Annotated in this window: 13 protein-coding genes, 2 tRNA genes and 1 rRNA gene; 11 read left to right on the forward strand and 5 right to left on the reverse strand. The window is 50.7% G+C overall.

Annotated features, from left to right (window positions below; translation table 11 throughout):
• Positions 1 to 136: 136 nt before the first annotated feature.
• The 5 genes from rrf to L4C36_RS16380 all read left to right on the forward strand — a co-directional run bounded on the left by rrf (position 137) and on the right by L4C36_RS16380 (position 2,484).
• Positions 137 to 252 (forward strand): 5S ribosomal RNA (gene rrf / locus L4C36_RS16360).
• Between the two features lie 65 nt (positions 253 to 317).
• Positions 318 to 394: transfer RNA gene (locus L4C36_RS16365), tRNA-Asp, on the forward strand.
• 37 nt (positions 395 to 431) lie between these two features.
• Positions 432 to 508: transfer RNA gene (locus L4C36_RS16370), tRNA-Trp, on the forward strand.
• Positions 509 to 1,238: 730 nt separating this feature from the next.
• Positions 1,239 to 1,574, forward strand: coding sequence for a DUF1904 domain-containing protein (locus L4C36_RS16375; protein ID WP_428478877.1), 336 nt, complete (start codon positions 1,239 to 1,241; stop codon positions 1,572 to 1,574).
• Between the two features lie 64 nt (positions 1,575 to 1,638).
• The gene (locus L4C36_RS16380; protein WP_428478878.1) at positions 1,639 to 2,484 is read left to right on the forward strand and encodes an endonuclease/exonuclease/phosphatase family protein; all 846 of its coding nucleotides are present in this window, start codon (positions 1,639 to 1,641) and stop codon (positions 2,482 to 2,484) included.
• Here the strand turns inward: L4C36_RS16380 and L4C36_RS16385 are convergent.
• From L4C36_RS16385 to gloB, 3 genes are all read right to left on the reverse strand, one after another.
• Positions 2,471 to 3,160, reverse strand: a complete 690-nt coding sequence (locus tag L4C36_RS16385) for a YIP1 family protein (RefSeq protein ID WP_428478879.1) — start codon at positions 3,158 to 3,160, stop codon at positions 2,471 to 2,473. The two genes, L4C36_RS16380 and L4C36_RS16385, sit on opposite strands and share 14 nt — an antisense overlap.
• Positions 3,157 to 4,734 (reverse strand): lytic transglycosylase, encoded by a 1,578-nt coding sequence (locus L4C36_RS16390; RefSeq protein WP_428478880.1) that lies wholly within the window; start codon positions 4,732 to 4,734, stop codon positions 3,157 to 3,159. The genes L4C36_RS16385 and L4C36_RS16390 overlap by 4 nt, the downstream gene beginning before the upstream one ends.
• A 70-nt stretch (positions 4,735 to 4,804) precedes the next feature.
• Positions 4,805 to 5,563 carry a hydroxyacylglutathione hydrolase gene (gene gloB / locus L4C36_RS16395; RefSeq protein ID WP_428478881.1) on the reverse strand — a complete coding sequence of 253 codons (759 nt, stop codon included), beginning with the start codon at positions 5,561 to 5,563 and terminating at the stop codon, positions 4,805 to 4,807.
• A gap of 52 nt (positions 5,564 to 5,615) precedes the next feature.
• Between gloB and L4C36_RS16400 the strand changes: the two genes are divergently transcribed.
• Entirely contained in the window at positions 5,616 to 6,359 is a 744-nt protein-coding gene (locus L4C36_RS16400) for a class I SAM-dependent methyltransferase (protein ID WP_428478882.1), read from the forward strand.
• A gap of 27 nt (positions 6,360 to 6,386) precedes the next feature.
• Here the strand turns inward: L4C36_RS16400 and rnhA are convergent, their stop codons facing one another.
• The gene (rnhA, locus tag L4C36_RS16405) at positions 6,387 to 6,851 is read right to left on the reverse strand and encodes a ribonuclease HI (RefSeq protein WP_428478883.1); all 465 of its coding nucleotides are present in this window, start codon (positions 6,849 to 6,851) and stop codon (positions 6,387 to 6,389) included.
• Positions 6,852 to 6,903: 52 nt separating this feature from the next.
• Between rnhA and dnaQ the strand changes: the two genes are divergently transcribed.
• Positions 6,904 to 7,632, forward strand: coding sequence for a DNA polymerase III subunit epsilon (dnaQ, locus tag L4C36_RS16410; RefSeq protein WP_428478884.1), 729 nt, complete (start codon positions 6,904 to 6,906; stop codon positions 7,630 to 7,632).
• 7 nt (positions 7,633 to 7,639) lie between these two features.
• On the forward strand, positions 7,640 to 8,881 hold the full coding sequence (locus L4C36_RS16415; RefSeq protein WP_428478885.1) for a TIGR03503 family protein: 1,242 nt from the start codon (positions 7,640 to 7,642) through the stop codon (positions 8,879 to 8,881).
• Between the two features lie 151 nt (positions 8,882 to 9,032).
• Here the strand turns inward: L4C36_RS16415 and fadE are convergent, their stop codons facing one another.
• Entirely contained in the window at positions 9,033 to 11,483 is a 2,451-nt protein-coding gene (gene fadE / locus L4C36_RS16420; RefSeq protein WP_428478886.1) for an acyl-CoA dehydrogenase FadE, read from the reverse strand.
• 468 nt (positions 11,484 to 11,951) lie between these two features.
• Here fadE and dauA point away from each other — a divergent pair, with 468 nt between their 5' ends.
• The 3 genes from dauA to L4C36_RS16435 all read left to right on the forward strand — a co-directional run bounded on the left by dauA (position 11,952) and on the right by L4C36_RS16435 (position 15,147).
• Positions 11,952 to 13,628: a C4-dicarboxylic acid transporter DauA gene (dauA, locus tag L4C36_RS16425; protein ID WP_428478887.1), complete on the forward strand. Its 1,677-nt coding sequence runs from the start codon at positions 11,952 to 11,954 to the stop codon at positions 13,626 to 13,628.
• Between the two features lie 103 nt (positions 13,629 to 13,731).
• A complete protein-coding gene (gene lpcA, locus L4C36_RS16430; protein ID WP_428478888.1) occupies positions 13,732 to 14,310 on the forward strand; it encodes a D-sedoheptulose 7-phosphate isomerase in 579 nt (192 codons plus the stop codon).
• A 45-nt stretch (positions 14,311 to 14,355) separates the two neighbouring features.
• Positions 14,356 to 15,147 carry a class II glutamine amidotransferase gene (locus L4C36_RS16435; protein WP_428478889.1) on the forward strand — a complete coding sequence of 264 codons (792 nt, stop codon included), beginning with the start codon at positions 14,356 to 14,358 and terminating at the stop codon, positions 15,145 to 15,147.
• Positions 15,148 to 15,222: the final 75 nt, after the last annotated feature.

Consider the following 15,222-nt stretch of genomic DNA (forward strand, 5'->3'; position numbering starts at 1 on the left):
ATACAACACCCAAGGGGTTTTATCTCGCAAGAGACGACGGACTCCACAAACACTTGAATCGTGTATTGAGAACAAAACTAGTTAACTTTTCCAGATTGCTATTTACGGCCRTGAGGCGGTAAATAAACCGAATTTGCTTGGCGACCATAGCGTTATGGACCCACCTGATCCCATGCCGAACTCAGTAGTGAAACGTAACAGCGCCGATGGTAGTGTGGGGTCTCCCCATGTGAGAGTAGGACATCGCCAGGCTTCAAACTTAAGATACTTGTTCTGAACGACAGGTGTCGGATAAARMGAAAGYTTTATCTCCGTGTGGAGCGGTAGTTCAGTTGGTTAGAATACCGGCCTGTCACGCCGGGGGTCGCGGGTTCGAGTCCCGTCCGCTCCGCCACTTTATTCAGACAAAGTTAAGTCTTTAAAACAACTACAGGGGTGTAGCTCCAATTGGCAGAGCAGCGGATTCCAAATCCGCGTGTTGGGAGTTCGAATCTCTCCACCCCTGCCACCTTTAAAGCCTCAGCAGAAATGCTGGGGCTTTTTTACGTTTGGTGTTTTGTGGTGGTGAATATTTCAGAAATTGGCAGAGCCGCGGATTCCGCCACACCGAACATCAGCACGTGTTGGGTGCTGGAACGCCAGCCCGGTCGAATCTCTGGAATGCCAGCCCAGTCCACCCTTGCCACCTTTAAAGCCTCAGCAGAAATGCTGGGGCTTTTTCACGTTTGGTGTTTTGTGGTGAATATTTCAGAAATTGGCAGAGCCGYGGATTCCGCCAYACCGAACATCAGCACGTGTTGGGTGCTGGAACGCCAGCCCGGTCGAATCTCTGGAATGCCAGCCCAGTCCACCCCTGCCACCTTTAAAGCCTCAGCAGAAATGCTGGGGCTTTTTCACGTTTAGRCGTTTTGTCGAGTGTCTCGCCAAATGGCAGAGCCGYGGATTCCGCCATACCGACGATCAGCGCGTGTCGGGCATTCGGCTCTCTCCCTCTCTTTCTCTATCTAATAATGCGATCTTAGTGTGCAGTAACGTGTGAGATTGAATCGCAGACGCGATGGCACACATCTAAAGGTCGTGCTAAATCATGAATTTACTCTTACAAAAAGCACCTTGAGCGCATGATTTTGCAGGATAATGAGTGGTGAATTAACGGAGAAATGACAAAATGGACTGCAGAAAAGGCGTGTTAAATGGTAAGGTGTGGCCTTTCCGCGTTAGAAAAAAGGGGCTAAACCATGCCGCATCTTCGTTTTCGAGCCGTAGAATTTGATCATCTAAAAGTCTTATCAACTCAGTTAGTGGATGATTTGCTGCCACTGATGGCGTGTCCGCGTGAGGATTTTACGCTAGAACATATTACCACTACCTTTATCTTTGATGGTGATGTATCAGAAGCTTACCCGTTTGTGGAAGTGTTGTGGTTTGATCGTGGCCAAGCGGTGCAAGATGAGGTCGCGCAGCTGATCACCGCCGCTGTGCGACAGGCACTGCATGAGCCTCAGTTAGATGTCGCGGTGATCTTCACCCCGTTAACCCCCTTTGCGTATTACGATAACGGCCAACACTATTAATTGTGTCTTGGTGTTATCTCTCCGTTTATTTCCCTCGTTGTTGATTATTGAATATAGGTAAAGCATGGCGCGTTATACCAAAGTAGCGGCTGGCATAGGTGCCATTGCTGGCGCATTAGGGATCAGTGCATTAAATTGGTCGTTTGATGTTTCAGAAGTGCCAGAAGTGAGCGCCAATGTGTTGGCTCCGACGTTTTCTTACACCTGTATTCACAGTGAAATGGCGCAACCGTTGGATGACCATGGTGATTTAACGGTATCTGTGTGGAACATCTATAAACAGCAAAAAGACAACTGGCGTAGTGAGCTGGAAAAAGTCACGCAAGATAGCCGCTTAGTGTTATTACAAGAAGCGAGCTTGAATGTACCGCTAAAAAATTACTTAGATACTGCACACTGGAAAGTGCGCATGGCTAATGCATTTCGTTTCCTTAATACGCCTGCAGGGGTGATGAACTTATCGAGTGTGAATGCCAAAAGTACCTGTGCGTATTTGGCGGTAGAACCTTGGCTTCGCTTACCTAAATCGGCGTTGCTGTCGGAGTTTAATCTCTCCAATGGGCAGACATTGGCCGTGGTGAATCTGCACGGCGTTAATTTTTCGGTCGGTTTAGATGAGTATAAAGCGCAGTTTAACAAGCTGAAAAAGGTGCTGGATAAGCACATCGGGCCGATTATTTTGGCGGGAGACTTCAATACGTGGCGACAGGGGCGTTTGGATGTGGTGACGCAGTTTGCTGAGAGTTTAGGTTTGGTGGATGTGCAGTTGGCACACGATCAACGGATCAAAGTGTTTGGTAAGCCGCTGGATCACCTGTATTACCGTCAATTGGATTTAGTGAAAGCAGAGGCACCCGCCACGGATGCCTCTGATCATAATCCGATCATTGCGCAATTTACGCTGCAATGATCAGGATTGGCCATAATACGATGGTCATTACCCAGGGTAAGCTGGCGACGATAATGCATTTCGCACGATCGTAGTCTGTCCATGCGCCCACTACGGCGTAGCTCAGGGCGATATACCATGGCGTAAGTAATGGAATAGACGTCGTAAAGGCTGACCATGGGCTGTTTAACGGCAGCTTGAGTAACCCATTCAGGCTATTCAAATCCGCCGCATTCGGGAGGATCGGACTGGTGTTAAACAGCGCATTGAGATAGCTTGCGATATCCCCGATCACTGCAGGCAGCATAATAAAGCAAGCTGCCGCCAGCCATTTACCGTAGCCATGTGGGTAGCTGCTGCTCTTCGTTGAGAGGTTCAGCCATAGTGCCAGCATGAAAATACAGGCGGTACGACCTGTAATATCACTGAACACCTCCCCAGCTAACAGCACTTCTTTAGTGAGCCAATCAGCTTGGATCTGCTCATCCACTACCGGCAGTTGTGCCAGTAAACTTTGCTGTAACCACGCCAAATCAACATGATTAAAGTACGTTCCCCAGAAAAAGAACGGCCCGACGATCACCAGTAAATAGGGTAAAAAAGCCCATTTGGGACGCTGATGAACGGCAGCAAAGCAGTCCACCGGTGAACGAAAGGTGTCGAGTAGGGCGATAACGGGGTTGCGGGACGGTGTCATACACTCACCTTCGTGACATCCACATACAGCTTCAGTTGCTGGCCTGGTTTCAGGTATTTTTTGCCGCTGATCTGGTTCCATTTCACCAAGTCAGACACTTTCACTTTGTAACGCTGGGCAATGGAGCTCAGGTTATCCCCCGAACGCACCTTGTAGTAGACCGTACGGATCACACCACCGCTGGCTGAATCTTTCCATAGCGTGAGCTTTTGACCGACGCGCAAGGTCGATTTTTTGCTGAGCCCATTCCATTTCGCCAGTGCATCGATAGCCACTTTTTGGTTGCGCGCGATGCTCCACAAGCTGTCGCCGCCTTTCACGATGTAATCGGTGCGGTAACCGCTGCCATGGCTACGTTGTGTTTTGCTTTCAAGGCGCATCGCAATGGTATCGCCCTCTTTCATCGCGACAGGGATCAAAATATGGCGACCCACGCGAATGTTCGCGTTGCTCATGTTATTAGCACGCTGAATTTGTTTCGTGGTGGTTTTGTATTTATGTGCCAGCACGCTGAGGCTATCACCGGATTGGACTTTATAACGGATCACTTTCATCCCACGGCGGCCATTGTCGGCGAATGCCGTATTGAAAGGTTCAACGCGGTTGATCGGTAAAAGCAGGTGGCTTGGACCATCCGGAGCGGTTGCCCAATGGTTGTAACCCGGGTTCAGACTTTGCATTTTATCCAGTGAAATACCGGCAAATTGTGCCGCCATTGCCAAGTCCATCTGTGTGCCAGGTTTGACAAGTTGTACCGCCGGTTTGTTAGCAATTTCAGGGATCTCAATACCGTATTTTTGCTGGTTCTTGATCACATCAGCTACGGCCAGCAGTTTCGGTACATAGCCGCTGGTTTCTTTTGGCAAATCTAAATGCCAAAAATCAGTCGGTTTACCTGCGGCTTTATTTTTGCGAATTGCACGGAAGACACGGCCTTCACCGGTATTGTAGGCGGCGAGCGCGTGTAACCAGTTACCGTCGAATTTACGGTTGAGGTACTCCAGCAGATCTAAGGCTGCACGGGTGGATTCCACCACATCACGACGACCGTCATACCACCAGTCTTGTTGCAAACCAAAGGAACGTCCGGTCGGCGGGGTGATTTGCCACAACCCCGCGGCGCGGCCATGTGAATACGCAAACTGATCAAAAGAGCTTTCGACCACCGGTAGCAGGGCGAGCTCTAAGGGCATATTGCGCTTTTCAATTTCTTCGGTGATCAGAAACAGGAAAGGCTGTGCACGGTTAGCGACCGTCTGTAGGTGACCAGGGTGGCGCAGATACCAGTTTCGGTAATAATTGACAGATTTATTGTCAGGCACGTCAGCCGTTAGTTGCATACTGATCCGCAGCCAAAGGTTTTCTTGTTCTTGTGGCGTAGGCAGTATGACGGGAGCAACAACCGGTGGTTGTGGTTGCGGGGCAACCACAATGGGCGTAACAGCAGGGGTAGCCGGTGCCGCAGGGACTTCTTTCGGCGGCGTGTTTGTCGGTGTGTCTACTGTTTTTGTTGTATTGTTAATTTGGCAACCAGCCAGTAATAGCGCACTCGCTAAAAAAAATCGAGATTTCATGTGTCTAGCCCATAGCCAAAATAGTGGGAGATAATACTTGCCCAACTACCTTGGTTACAAGTGACCTAGGTCAAAATTCGTCTTTCCAGCGACGTAGGGCAGCGAAGGTCTCTACATCACTCTCATCTACCGCTCTGTTTGTAACGGACTTTTTGATACTTGGCTGATCACAGCGCAAGAAAGGATTGATCAATTTTTCTTGTTTCAACGTGCTAGGAATGGTGCTGATCCCTTGTGCGCGCAGGCGGCTGACTTCTTCACGGTAGCGTTGCAGGTGGGGATTATCCTGTTCTGCGACTAACGCAAAGGCCAAATTGCTGCTGGTATATTCATGAGCGCAATAGACTTGGGTTTCATCCGGCAGAGCCGCGAGCTTCTGTAGAGAGTGATACATTTGTGCGGCGGTGCCTTCAAACAGGCGACCACAACCGGCAGAGAAAAGAGTGTCACCACAAAAGAGTTTCTCATCACCGACGTAGGCAACATGCCCTGCGGTGTGGCCTGGTACGCCAATGACCATAAAGCGTTCATCAAAAATTTCGACCTGATCGCCATCTTCTACCGACTGTGAAACCCCTGGGATGGGCTCGGCGCCGGGGGCGACAATATTGATGTTCGGGTAGCGGCGTTTCAGTTCACTGATCCCGCCAATGTGGTCGTGGTGATGGTGGGTGATCAAAATAGCCTCAAGCTGAAGCTGCTGTGTTTCAAGTACCTTGATGACAGGGGCGGCCTCGCCAGGATCGACGACCACACAGCGGTTATCTGGAGTGTGAATCAGCCAGATGTAATTGTCATCAAATGCGGGTATGCTTTGGACAGTCAGCATAGTTTGTTCTCCAGCTTTATATTGTTGAGCATTGATTTTATTTGGAATTGCTATGAAGCCAGCCCGCATATTAAAACAAATTGATCCCCCTTACACCTGGTCACAAGTGACAAATGGCGAATGGGCAGCAGAATTACTGCAGGCGCAGCTTGATGAGTGGTGGCCGAAGCTTTTTGGATACCACATGCTGAAGCTGGGTGGTTTAAGTTGTGAGTTAGCCAGCGGACATTGTAACATTCAACACCAGATTTGCATTGATAAGTTCAACCCTCTGCATAATGTGGTCGCTGATCCTTTTGCGCTGCCGTTTATCGAAAAATCGTTTGATGCTTGTGTGATTGCCCATCAATTGGACTACTGCTCGGATCCTCATCGTTTATTGCGTGAGTTAGATAGGGTGACGGTGGATGACGGTTATTTGTTGATCAGTGGATCAAACCCCATCAGTTTATTGGGCTTACGTGGTTGCTTGCCTTGGAATCGGAAACGCTACCCGTGGCTTGGCCGTATGTTTATGCCGATGCGGATCAAAGATTGGTTGGGGGTGCTCAACTATGAAGTGGTGTTTCACGAGAATTTCGCCATTGTGCCGGCGACAAAACATCAGGCTTGTTCAGCCTGGGCTGAAGGGATGCTGTCGGACAGTTGCGCGGGCATTGGTAGCATGTATTTGATCGTGGCGCGTAAACGCACGATACCGTTAAGACCGATTAAACCGACGTGGAAATTGCGTCGTCAATTAACGCCGTTGGGGGTGAACTGCCGCACGAACGCCAGCGATAAACGTGAGTGTTAAGTAGCGGCAGCGGTAACGCGTGATTAATTAACTGGCGTTGTAACCCGTATCTTCTTGCGTCGGGGCTTCGGCTGCCGTACGCGCTAATACATCACAACGCTCATTTTCAGGGTGGCCAGCATGGCCTTTCACCCAATGCCAATTGACGTGATGGCGTTGGGTTTCCGTGTCTAATCGTTGCCACAGGTCGGCATTTTTTACCGGCTTTTTATCGGCGGTTTGCCAGCCGCGTTTTTTCCAATTATGGATCCACTGGGTGATCCCTTGGCGGACATACTGGCTATCGGTGGTGAGATCCACATGGCATGATTCTTTCAGGCTAGCCAGGCCAACAATGGCGGCCAATAGTTCCATGCGGTTATTGGTGGTCATGAAAAAACCCTCATTCAATTCTTTTTCATGCTGTTTATACCGTAACACGGTACCATAGCCACCTGGCCCCGGATTTCCGAGGCACGATCCGTCTGTGAAAATCTCTACCTGCTTGGTCATATAGGGTAGTATTCGCCTTAGTTGAAACCTTTAGTCTGACACAATCGCTACTATGAAAGCCACTAATGAACGCATAATCGTATTCGATACAGAAACAACCGGTATGAACATGACCGGCCCCCATTATGAGGGCCATGGTATTGTTGAAATCGGTGCGGTTGAAATCATCAATCGTAAACTGACGGGCAACAGTTTCCATGTGTACATCAAGCCGGATCGCACCATCGATCCTGAAGCGATTGAAGTACACGGTATTACCGATGAGTTCTTACGGGATAAGCCAACTTACCGTGAGATCCACCAAGAATTCATGGACTTTATTCAAGGGGCCGAACTGGTTGCGCACAACGCGCCCTTCGATATCGGCTTCATGGACTACGAGTTCACCAAGATCAATGCCGGTATTGGGAAGACGGAAGACTTCTGCAAGGTGACCGATACCTTGGAAATGGCCAAGCGCCTGTTTCCGGGTAAACGAAATAACTTGGACATCTTGTGTTCCCGTTATGGCATAGATAACTCCCACCGTACCCTGCACGGCGCTTTGCTCGATGCCGAGATCTTGGCCGACGTTTATCTGATGATGACCGGTGGCCAGACATCATTGGCACTGAATGCGGGCAACAATGAAGGGGAAAGCGGCGCTGAAAATGCGATCCGTCGTTTGGCGACAGGAAGAAAAGCACTAAAGGTTATCCGTGCTTCTGCCGATGAAATACAAGCGCATGATGCGCGATTGGATTTGGTTGGTAAGAAGGATGACGTCCTCTGGCGTCTGTAGGAGAACGATGAAGCGATTATGGTGGTTGGTCATGTTGCTGCCGTTATGGTCGTGGGCCAGCAGCTTGAGCGAAACCTCGTGGCTCGATAACCGTTTTCGGGTTGATCCCACAGTGAAGCAAGTCTCCTTTGTGGTGAAGCGCGATAGTCAAAGCAATGCAGTGGTTATCGTGCGCCCTGACGGTCATAAATATTACGCGTGGCGTCATCCTGAGCATGTCGCGTGGTATGAAGAGCCGGGGATCGATATTATTTCGATCGAAAACCCGATGCCGGGGCCGTGGCAGGCGATCGGGAGTATCACGCCCACCAATAAAATTGTGGTGCTGTCGGATTTGACCTTGTCTGTCGATGATCTGCCTGATCGCGTTTACCAATCGGAAACCATCAAATTTACCGCGCGTTTGTCACACGATGGCCAACCGCTCACCCTGCGTGATTTCCTTGATAGAGTGAAATTGTCGGTGGTGTTTTACGAATACGTTGAGAACGTAGAGACGCTGCCGAAAGAAGCCTTACCGGTGCCCATTTCACAAGGTGAGTTCGTTGATGACGGGCGTCAGTTTGATGAATTTCCGGGAGATGGCGTGTTCACGGTGGCGATGCAGGTTGATTTACCTCCGGGTAAATACCGGGTTAGGATCAGCTCGGGAAATGGGATTTTCCTGCGCACTCAAGAGCAAGTGCTGTTGGTATATCCGCCTCCTCTGCATGCGAACTTCATTCAAGGTCGCGGCAACAATGAACGTCATCAGGTGGTGGTGACGGCAGAAGATGGCGCGATTAAGCCGGGCTCACTCGCAGCGCATATCACACAAGTGAGTGCTGACGGATCCGTCACGATCAGCCAACAGGCGTCGTTACCGGATGAAGGCAGTTTAAAAGTCTGGTTACCCAATGGTGAATTGCCGGGGCGTTATACATGGTCAGGGTGGTTGTATGCCACCGACAACTTCAGTGATCGTGAATTGATTTTTCGTTTACCGGAAAGCCATTTTGCAGTGATGGCAGAGTTACAGCTGGATCGTAACTTGGCGTACTTCCGCGAGCAGCAAGCAGAGAAAGCCCGATTAGCGGAGATTGCCCGCCTTGAAGTCGAACAGGCCGCCGCACGCTCCAAAGCGGTCAAGATCATTATGGCGCTGAACCTTGCGGTGATTGTGCTGGTGATCGGTGGCGTGGTGCTGTGGCGTAAGCGACGCGTAAAACGCATGCTGGACAGTTCAGGGTTAGAAGTGCCTGAGCAGTAATCGCTGTTTTGGCTTGTTAATCTGATAGAGCATCGCCCGTGTCAGTAAACAACCTAAATATCAGAAGAAGGGGAAAGCCGAGGCTTTCCCCTTTTTTATTGCGTATTTATTGCGTATTTATTGCGTATGTATTGTGTGTTTATGGGGATTATCATGCGGCGATGTCTTTATTAGCGCGAGGTCGCGCATGAGCCGCGAGGGCATCAGGGTCAAAATCATCGACATTAATGGTGCGCAGTCGACCCACTTCAGCCCGGCGTAGCAGCGTGGCTTCTTCCTCATTGATCACATTCAGGGCCAATCCACAGTCGGCGACCCTATCGAGCTGCATGAATGGCATTTTTTTACCTGCCGCCTGACAGACGCGATCATAAAGGGGCTCGGCGGCCAGAATGTCTTTGAGTGCGGCTTCGATCATGCCAACCGGACTGCTTTCATCGGGTGTCAGGTATTGGTGGCGCCCCAGACGACAGCGTGTGTCACAAGGGGTTTGCACTAAACGGGCGACTTGATGATCCAAGGTATCGGCGGGGCGATAGCGACGCAATCCAAAAGGCAAGAGGAGTGGACGAAGCACGATGGCGACCCAGCGGTGTGGGAAATTACGTAAGAAGGCATCCAGTGCCTCTTGAGATTGATACAGCGCATCTTGTACACCCCAGTGAACGAGAGGGAGATCATTGGGCTGACGGCCTTCGTCACTGAAGCGTTTCAATGTGGCTGACGCCAAATACAGTTGGCTCAGTACATCCCCCAAGCGGGCAGACAGGCGCTCTTTGCGTTTGAGTGAGCCACCCAGCAACGCCATGGAAATATCCGCCAGTAAGGCAAGATTGGCACTGTCGCGGTTGAGTTGCTGATAGTAGCGGGTGGTGGCATCGCTGTATGGTGCTGATGAACCGCGTCCATCGGTCAGGCCGAGCCACAGTGAGCGCACGAGGTTACTGAACACAAACCCGAGGTGACCAAACAAGGCGTTATCAAAAGTGGCAAGCGACTTGTCGGGGTCGTTATCGTAGGCGGCTTCCATTTCGGTTAACACATACGGGTGACAGCGGATCGCGCCTTGGCCAAAGATGATCATGGAGCGAGTAAGAATATTGGCGCCTTCGACCGTCACGGCAATAGGGGCGCCTTGGTAGCCACGGGCCAAAAAGTTATTGGGCCCCAAACAAATTCCTTTGCCGCCGACAATGTCCATCGCATCGATCACGCTGCGTTGGCCCCGGTGGGTGCAGTGGTATTTGACGATAGCGGAAATCACGGAGGGTTTTTCACCGCAGTCGATCCCTGCGGCAGTCAGGGTGCTGGCCGCATCCATCACATAGGCATTACCCGCTAATCGCGCTAATGGCTCTTCAATGCCTTCCATTTTACCGATCGGCAGTTTGAATTGGCGGCGGATCCGCGCGTAGGCTCCGGTGGCTAATGCGGCGGTTTTGAGTCCGCCCGTGGTGTTTGCTGGCAGAGTGATCCCGCGCCCGACCGATAAACATTCAACCAGCATTTGCCAGCCTTGACCGGCTTTTTCTTGTCCGCCAATGATGAAGTCAATCGGAACGAAGACCTTGCTTCCCTGCGTGGGCCCATTTTGAAACGGGACATTGAGCGGAAAATGACGACGGCCGATGTGTACGCCCGCTAAGTCAGTGGGGATCAGGGCACAGGTGATCCCTAATTCCTCATTACTACCGAGTAGGTGGTCAGGATCGTATAACTTGAAAGCTAATCCCAGTACGGTGGCGACGGGCGCTAAGGTGATGTAGCGTTTGTTCCATGTGAGCTCCATGCCCAGCACATTTTCTCCCTGCCAGTTGCCCATTTTGACGAGGCCGAAATCAGGGATTGCGCCAGCATCGGATCCGGCTTCAGGGCTGGTGAGGGCAAAGCAAGGGATTTCTTTGCCTTCTGCAAGGCGAGGCAGGTAATGCGCTTTCTGGGCTTCCGTTCCGTAATGTTGCAGCAGTTCTGCCGGACCGAGGGAGTTCGGAACGCCGACGGTGGATGATAGTACGCCGGACACGCCACTCAACTTTTGCAGCACCAGCGATTGGGCGTAGGCGGAAAAGGCCAAGCCACCGTATTGTTTGTCGATGATCATGGCGAAGAATTTGTGATCTTTGAGGTATTGCCACACTTCAGGGGGCAGATCGGCCCGTTCGTGGGTCACGTGAAAGTCGTTCACTTGACGACAAATGGCCTCTACTGGGCCTTCGAGGAAGGCTTTTTCTTCGGCACTGAGTTGGGGGGCGGGTGTGTCGTGCAGTTTGTCCCAGTCCGGAGCACCACGGAAAAGGTCGGCTTCCCACCACACGGTGCCCGCATGGATGGCTTCTTTTTCTGTCCGTGACATTTCTGGCATTTGGTTTTTAAAGGCAGTCAGTGCGGGGCGACTGAGCAACGTCTTGCGCACGGAGGGGAGATTGAGCGGCAAGGCGATCACGAGAAACAGCAGCCAACTGTATTGACCGATGACATCCAACAAGGTGCCGAGAGTCAATGTGACAGCGACGACGACCGTAAAGGTGCGTAGGTTCACGCGATGGTAGGCCAGTACGCCAATGACACTGAATAATCCTAACAGGTATACAAGTGTTACCATGTTTCACCTCCTTCTTTGGCTCGAAGATAAGATTGATAAGGTAAGAGGTCTAACCACTTGTAATGAGTGTAATGGATTGTTTAACAAAGTGTGAAATAAATTTCTATTGTGAAAGGGCATGGTTACGGAAAGATGTCTGGCCGAAGCGCAGGAAACAAGCGGTTTGATCGAGATCAGCGAGAGCCGAAAAACGACTTGCGAAAAATTCTCACCCTATTAACATAGTGTGACATTGTTCACGAATTGCTGTCTTTATAGACAGTGAAACACGCATTATCGTGAGCAAATACTGGTGTTATGGTGGCGCAATGCCAACGATAACCCATGTTGCCTTTCCCGACCTCCGACTGACACATGCCCGCCGGATCCCCATCTCGGGATGACAGCTCTTCATTTTTTTACTTCAATAATCCGAACGGTTCTATGTTTGGGATTTGGCGTTTCCGTTCAATAAGCAAGGGGTTATCCGTGTTGATATTTAATGCATTAAAACAGGCATGGCGGGAAGGGATCACGTTATCTACTTTACGTGCTGATGTGATCGCCGGTATTACGGTGGGCGTGGTGGCTATTCCATTAGGGATGGCGTTGGCGATTGCGGTCGGCGTGCCTCCACAGCACGGTTTGTATACCGTGATTGTTGCGGGTTTGCTGGCGGCCCTGCTTGGTGGTTCGCGATTTAACATTACCGGGCCAACGGCGGCCTTTGTGGTTATTTTGCTGCCAATTACCCAACAGTATGGCTTGACCGGTTTGATGCTGGCGACCTTGATGTCGGGTGTGATTTTGTTGCTGATGGGCGTGTTACGCTTGGGGCAGCTGGTGGCTTACGTGCCGTACCCAGTCACAACCGGTTTTACGGCGGGTATTGGCTTGACCATTGCGTTTCTACAACTTAAAGACTTATTGGGTTTAACCGTTGCGACAAACCCTATCCATTTTCCTGAAAAAGTTGTGGCTTACGCGACGGCAATGCCGAGCATTAACTTGTCTGATACCTTGGTGGGGATCATTACGATTGCTGTCTTTATTGGTTGGGCAAAACTGAAAACCAAAGTGCCTGCACACGTGGTCGCGTTAGTGGTGGGCACCTTGGTGGCACTGGTGCTGAATCATTTGGGTGGCGCACATGTCAGCTTGCTGGGTGAAAAATTCCATTACCAAATCGGTGACTTGATTGGTCAGGGGATCCCACAGGTACTGCCGCAATTTATGTTGCCTTGGCAGCATGACGGCTTCTCATGGTCATTGGTGATTGAATTGCTACCAGCGGCGTTCACCATTGCGATGCTGGGTTGCATTGAATCACTGTTGTGTGCAGTGGTCGCCGATGGGATGACGGGAACGAAGCATAACCCTAACGCTGAACTTGTCGGCCAAGGCTTGGCCAACATGGTGGTCCCGTTCTTTGGCGGTATTCCTGCGACAGCGGCGATTGCGCGTACGGCGACCAATATCCGTGCTGGTGCGTTTTCACCGATTTCGGCGATTGTGCATGCGTTGTTTGTCTTAGCGGCGATGATTGCCCTGGCACCCATGCTGTCTTACGTGCCGATGAGTGCCTTGGCTGGCTTGCTGATTATGGTGGCGTGGAACATGTCGGAAGCCCCGCATTTCGTTCACACCATCAAAGTAGCCCCACGCCGTGATGTGGCGGTATTGTTGACTTGTTTCACTTTAACCGTGGTGTTTGACATGGTGGTGGCCGTGGTTGTCGGCCTATTGCTGGCAGGTTTGCTGTTTATCCAGCGTATTGCGTCACTGACTTCTGTGAATCGTGTTGAAGGTAATCACCCACACCTGAATTTGGGTGACGATGTGGTGGTGTATGACATCAACGGTCCTTTGTTCTTTGCTGCGAGTGAGAAAGCCTTGTCAGTGATTGATCGCATTGCGCTAGACGCTCGCGCGGTGGTGATGGACTTTACCGATGTGACCACGGTCGACATTACGGCGATTCATGCGTTTGAGAATGCGTTGGATCGCGTCCGTGATTATCCGGTGTACCTGCTGGGTGTGGCACCGCATGTAGCGGCAAAATTGACCACAGCGGGTGTATTGGCAATAGACAATGTGGCGTTGGTCGAATCAGTCGCGTCATTACGTGAGCGTTTAGCGTCAACGTCGCACAATGTTCCGTCTTAAGAGTCGACACCTTTAAGCATTTCTTTGTACACTGCCTTATAAGGCGTAAATCAGCGGAGGCCTTGGCCTCCGTTTTTTATTCAAAATAATTAGAGCGTAGCTTATGTACCAAGATTTGATCCGTGCAGAATTGACTGAAGCAGCAGATGTACTGAACCACTTTTTAAGTGATGATAAAAATATTGCGGATATTGAAGCGGCGGCCAAGTTGTTGGCTGACGCGTTCAAACAAGGCGGCAAAGTGTTGTCTTGTGGTAATGGTGGATCGCATTGTGATGCGATGCATTTTGCCGAAGAGCTGACGGGGCGTTATCGTGAAAACCGTCCAGGTTATCCTGGGATTGCGATTTCTGATCCGAGCCACTTGTCATGTGTCAGTAACGACTTCGGTTATGAGTATGTGTTCTCGCGTTATCTCGAAGCGGTTGGCGCAAAAGGCGATGTGTTGTTTGGCCTGTCGACGTCGGGCAATTCGGGCAATATCCTAAAAGCCATTGAAGCAGCAAAAGCCAAAGGCATGAGCGTGATTGCGTTGACCGGCAAAGACGGTGGCCAAATGGCGGGGTTGGCGGATGTTGAAATTCGCGTGCCACACTTTGGCTATGCTGATCGTATTCAGGAAGTGCATATCAAGATCATCCATATCTTGATCATGTTGGTTGAAAAAGAAATGGCGGCATAACCCTGCATGTCAGTGGTTCGTCATCAAGAAAGGGCATAAAGGACTATGTGTGAATTACTTGGCATGAGTGCCAATGTGCCAACCGATATCTGTTTTAGCTTTACGGGCTTAATGCAGCGTGGGGGCAATACTGGCCCGCACCGTGATGGTTGGGGGATCACGTTTTATGAAGGAAAAGGTTTCCGAACATTTAAAGATCCTAACCCAAGCTGTCAGTCACGGATTGCCGAGTTGGTACAACGTTACCCGATAAAAAGTTGCGCGGTCGTCAGCCATATTCGTCAAGCCAACCGGGGCGGTGTGAGCTTGGAAAATACCCATCCCTTTACGCGTGAGTTGTGGGGGCAATACTGGACCTTTGCCCACAATGGTCAGTTAACCGGGTATGAAGAGCTTGATACCGGCCGTTTTACGCCTGTTGGGGATACGGACAGTGAAAAGGCGTTCTGCTGGTTGTTGAACCGACTTGATACCGCCTTTCCTGCGGTTCCAACGGATTGGACGGCCGTGTATCAGTTCATGGCTGAAAGTTGTGACATCCTGCGTGCGCTAGGGGTCTATAACATGTTGCTGAGCAATGGTGAGTATGTACTTACCTATTGCACCAACAACCTGCATTGGATCACACGTCGTGCGCCGTTTGGTAAAGCGTCTTTGATTGATGAAGACGTGATGATTGATTTCCAACAGGAAACCACGCCCAATGACGTGGTGACGGTGATTGCGACGCAGCCTCTGACCAACGATGAGCAGTGGCATAAGATGCAACCCGGTGAGTTTACGGCCTTCCTGTTGGGCGAGCCGATGTATCACCGCGTGCTGCCCGTGGGTGAGTGATACGCCGATTGGTATAAGGTATTCGGTATCATATATCAGGTGTAAGATAAAAATGAAAAACGCGACCATGAGGTC

Origin of the sequence: Photobacterium japonica, from assembly GCF_050337005.1 — a bacterium.
Taxonomy (GTDB): domain Bacteria; phylum Pseudomonadota; class Gammaproteobacteria; order Enterobacterales; family Vibrionaceae; genus Photobacterium; species Photobacterium japonica.

Bases quoted from the DNA above. Each gene is read 5' to 3' on its own strand.
- L4C36_RS16400 (WP_428478882.1), top strand. From the start codon at position 5,616: ATGAAGCCAGCCCGCATATTAAAACAAATTGATCCCCCTTACACCTGG.
- dnaQ (WP_428478884.1), top strand. From the start codon at position 6,904: ATGAAAGCCACTAATGAACGCATAATCGTATTCGATACAGAAACAACC.
- gloB (WP_428478881.1), bottom strand. From the start codon at position 5,563: ATGCTGACTGTCCAAAGCATACCCGCATTTGATGACAATTACATCTGG.
- L4C36_RS16385 (WP_428478879.1), bottom strand. From the start codon at position 3,160: ATGACACCGTCCCGCAACCCCGTTATCGCCCTACTCGACACCTTTCGT.
- fadE (WP_428478886.1), bottom strand. From the start codon at position 11,483: ATGGTAACACTTGTATACCTGTTAGGATTATTCAGTGTCATTGGCGTA.
- rnhA (WP_428478883.1), bottom strand. From the start codon at position 6,851: ATGACCAAGCAGGTAGAGATTTTCACAGACGGATCGTGCCTCGGAAAT.
- L4C36_RS16435 (WP_428478889.1), top strand. From the start codon at position 14,356: ATGTGTGAATTACTTGGCATGAGTGCCAATGTGCCAACCGATATCTGT.
- L4C36_RS16415 (WP_428478885.1), top strand. From the start codon at position 7,640: ATGAAGCGATTATGGTGGTTGGTCATGTTGCTGCCGTTATGGTCGTGG.
- L4C36_RS16390 (WP_428478880.1), bottom strand. From the start codon at position 4,734: ATGAAATCTCGATTTTTTTTAGCGAGTGCGCTATTACTGGCTGGTTGC.
- L4C36_RS16380 (WP_428478878.1), top strand. From the start codon at position 1,639: ATGGCGCGTTATACCAAAGTAGCGGCTGGCATAGGTGCCATTGCTGGC.
- L4C36_RS16375 (WP_428478877.1), top strand. From the start codon at position 1,239: ATGCCGCATCTTCGTTTTCGAGCCGTAGAATTTGATCATCTAAAAGTC.
- lpcA (WP_428478888.1), top strand. From the start codon at position 13,732: ATGTACCAAGATTTGATCCGTGCAGAATTGACTGAAGCAGCAGATGTA.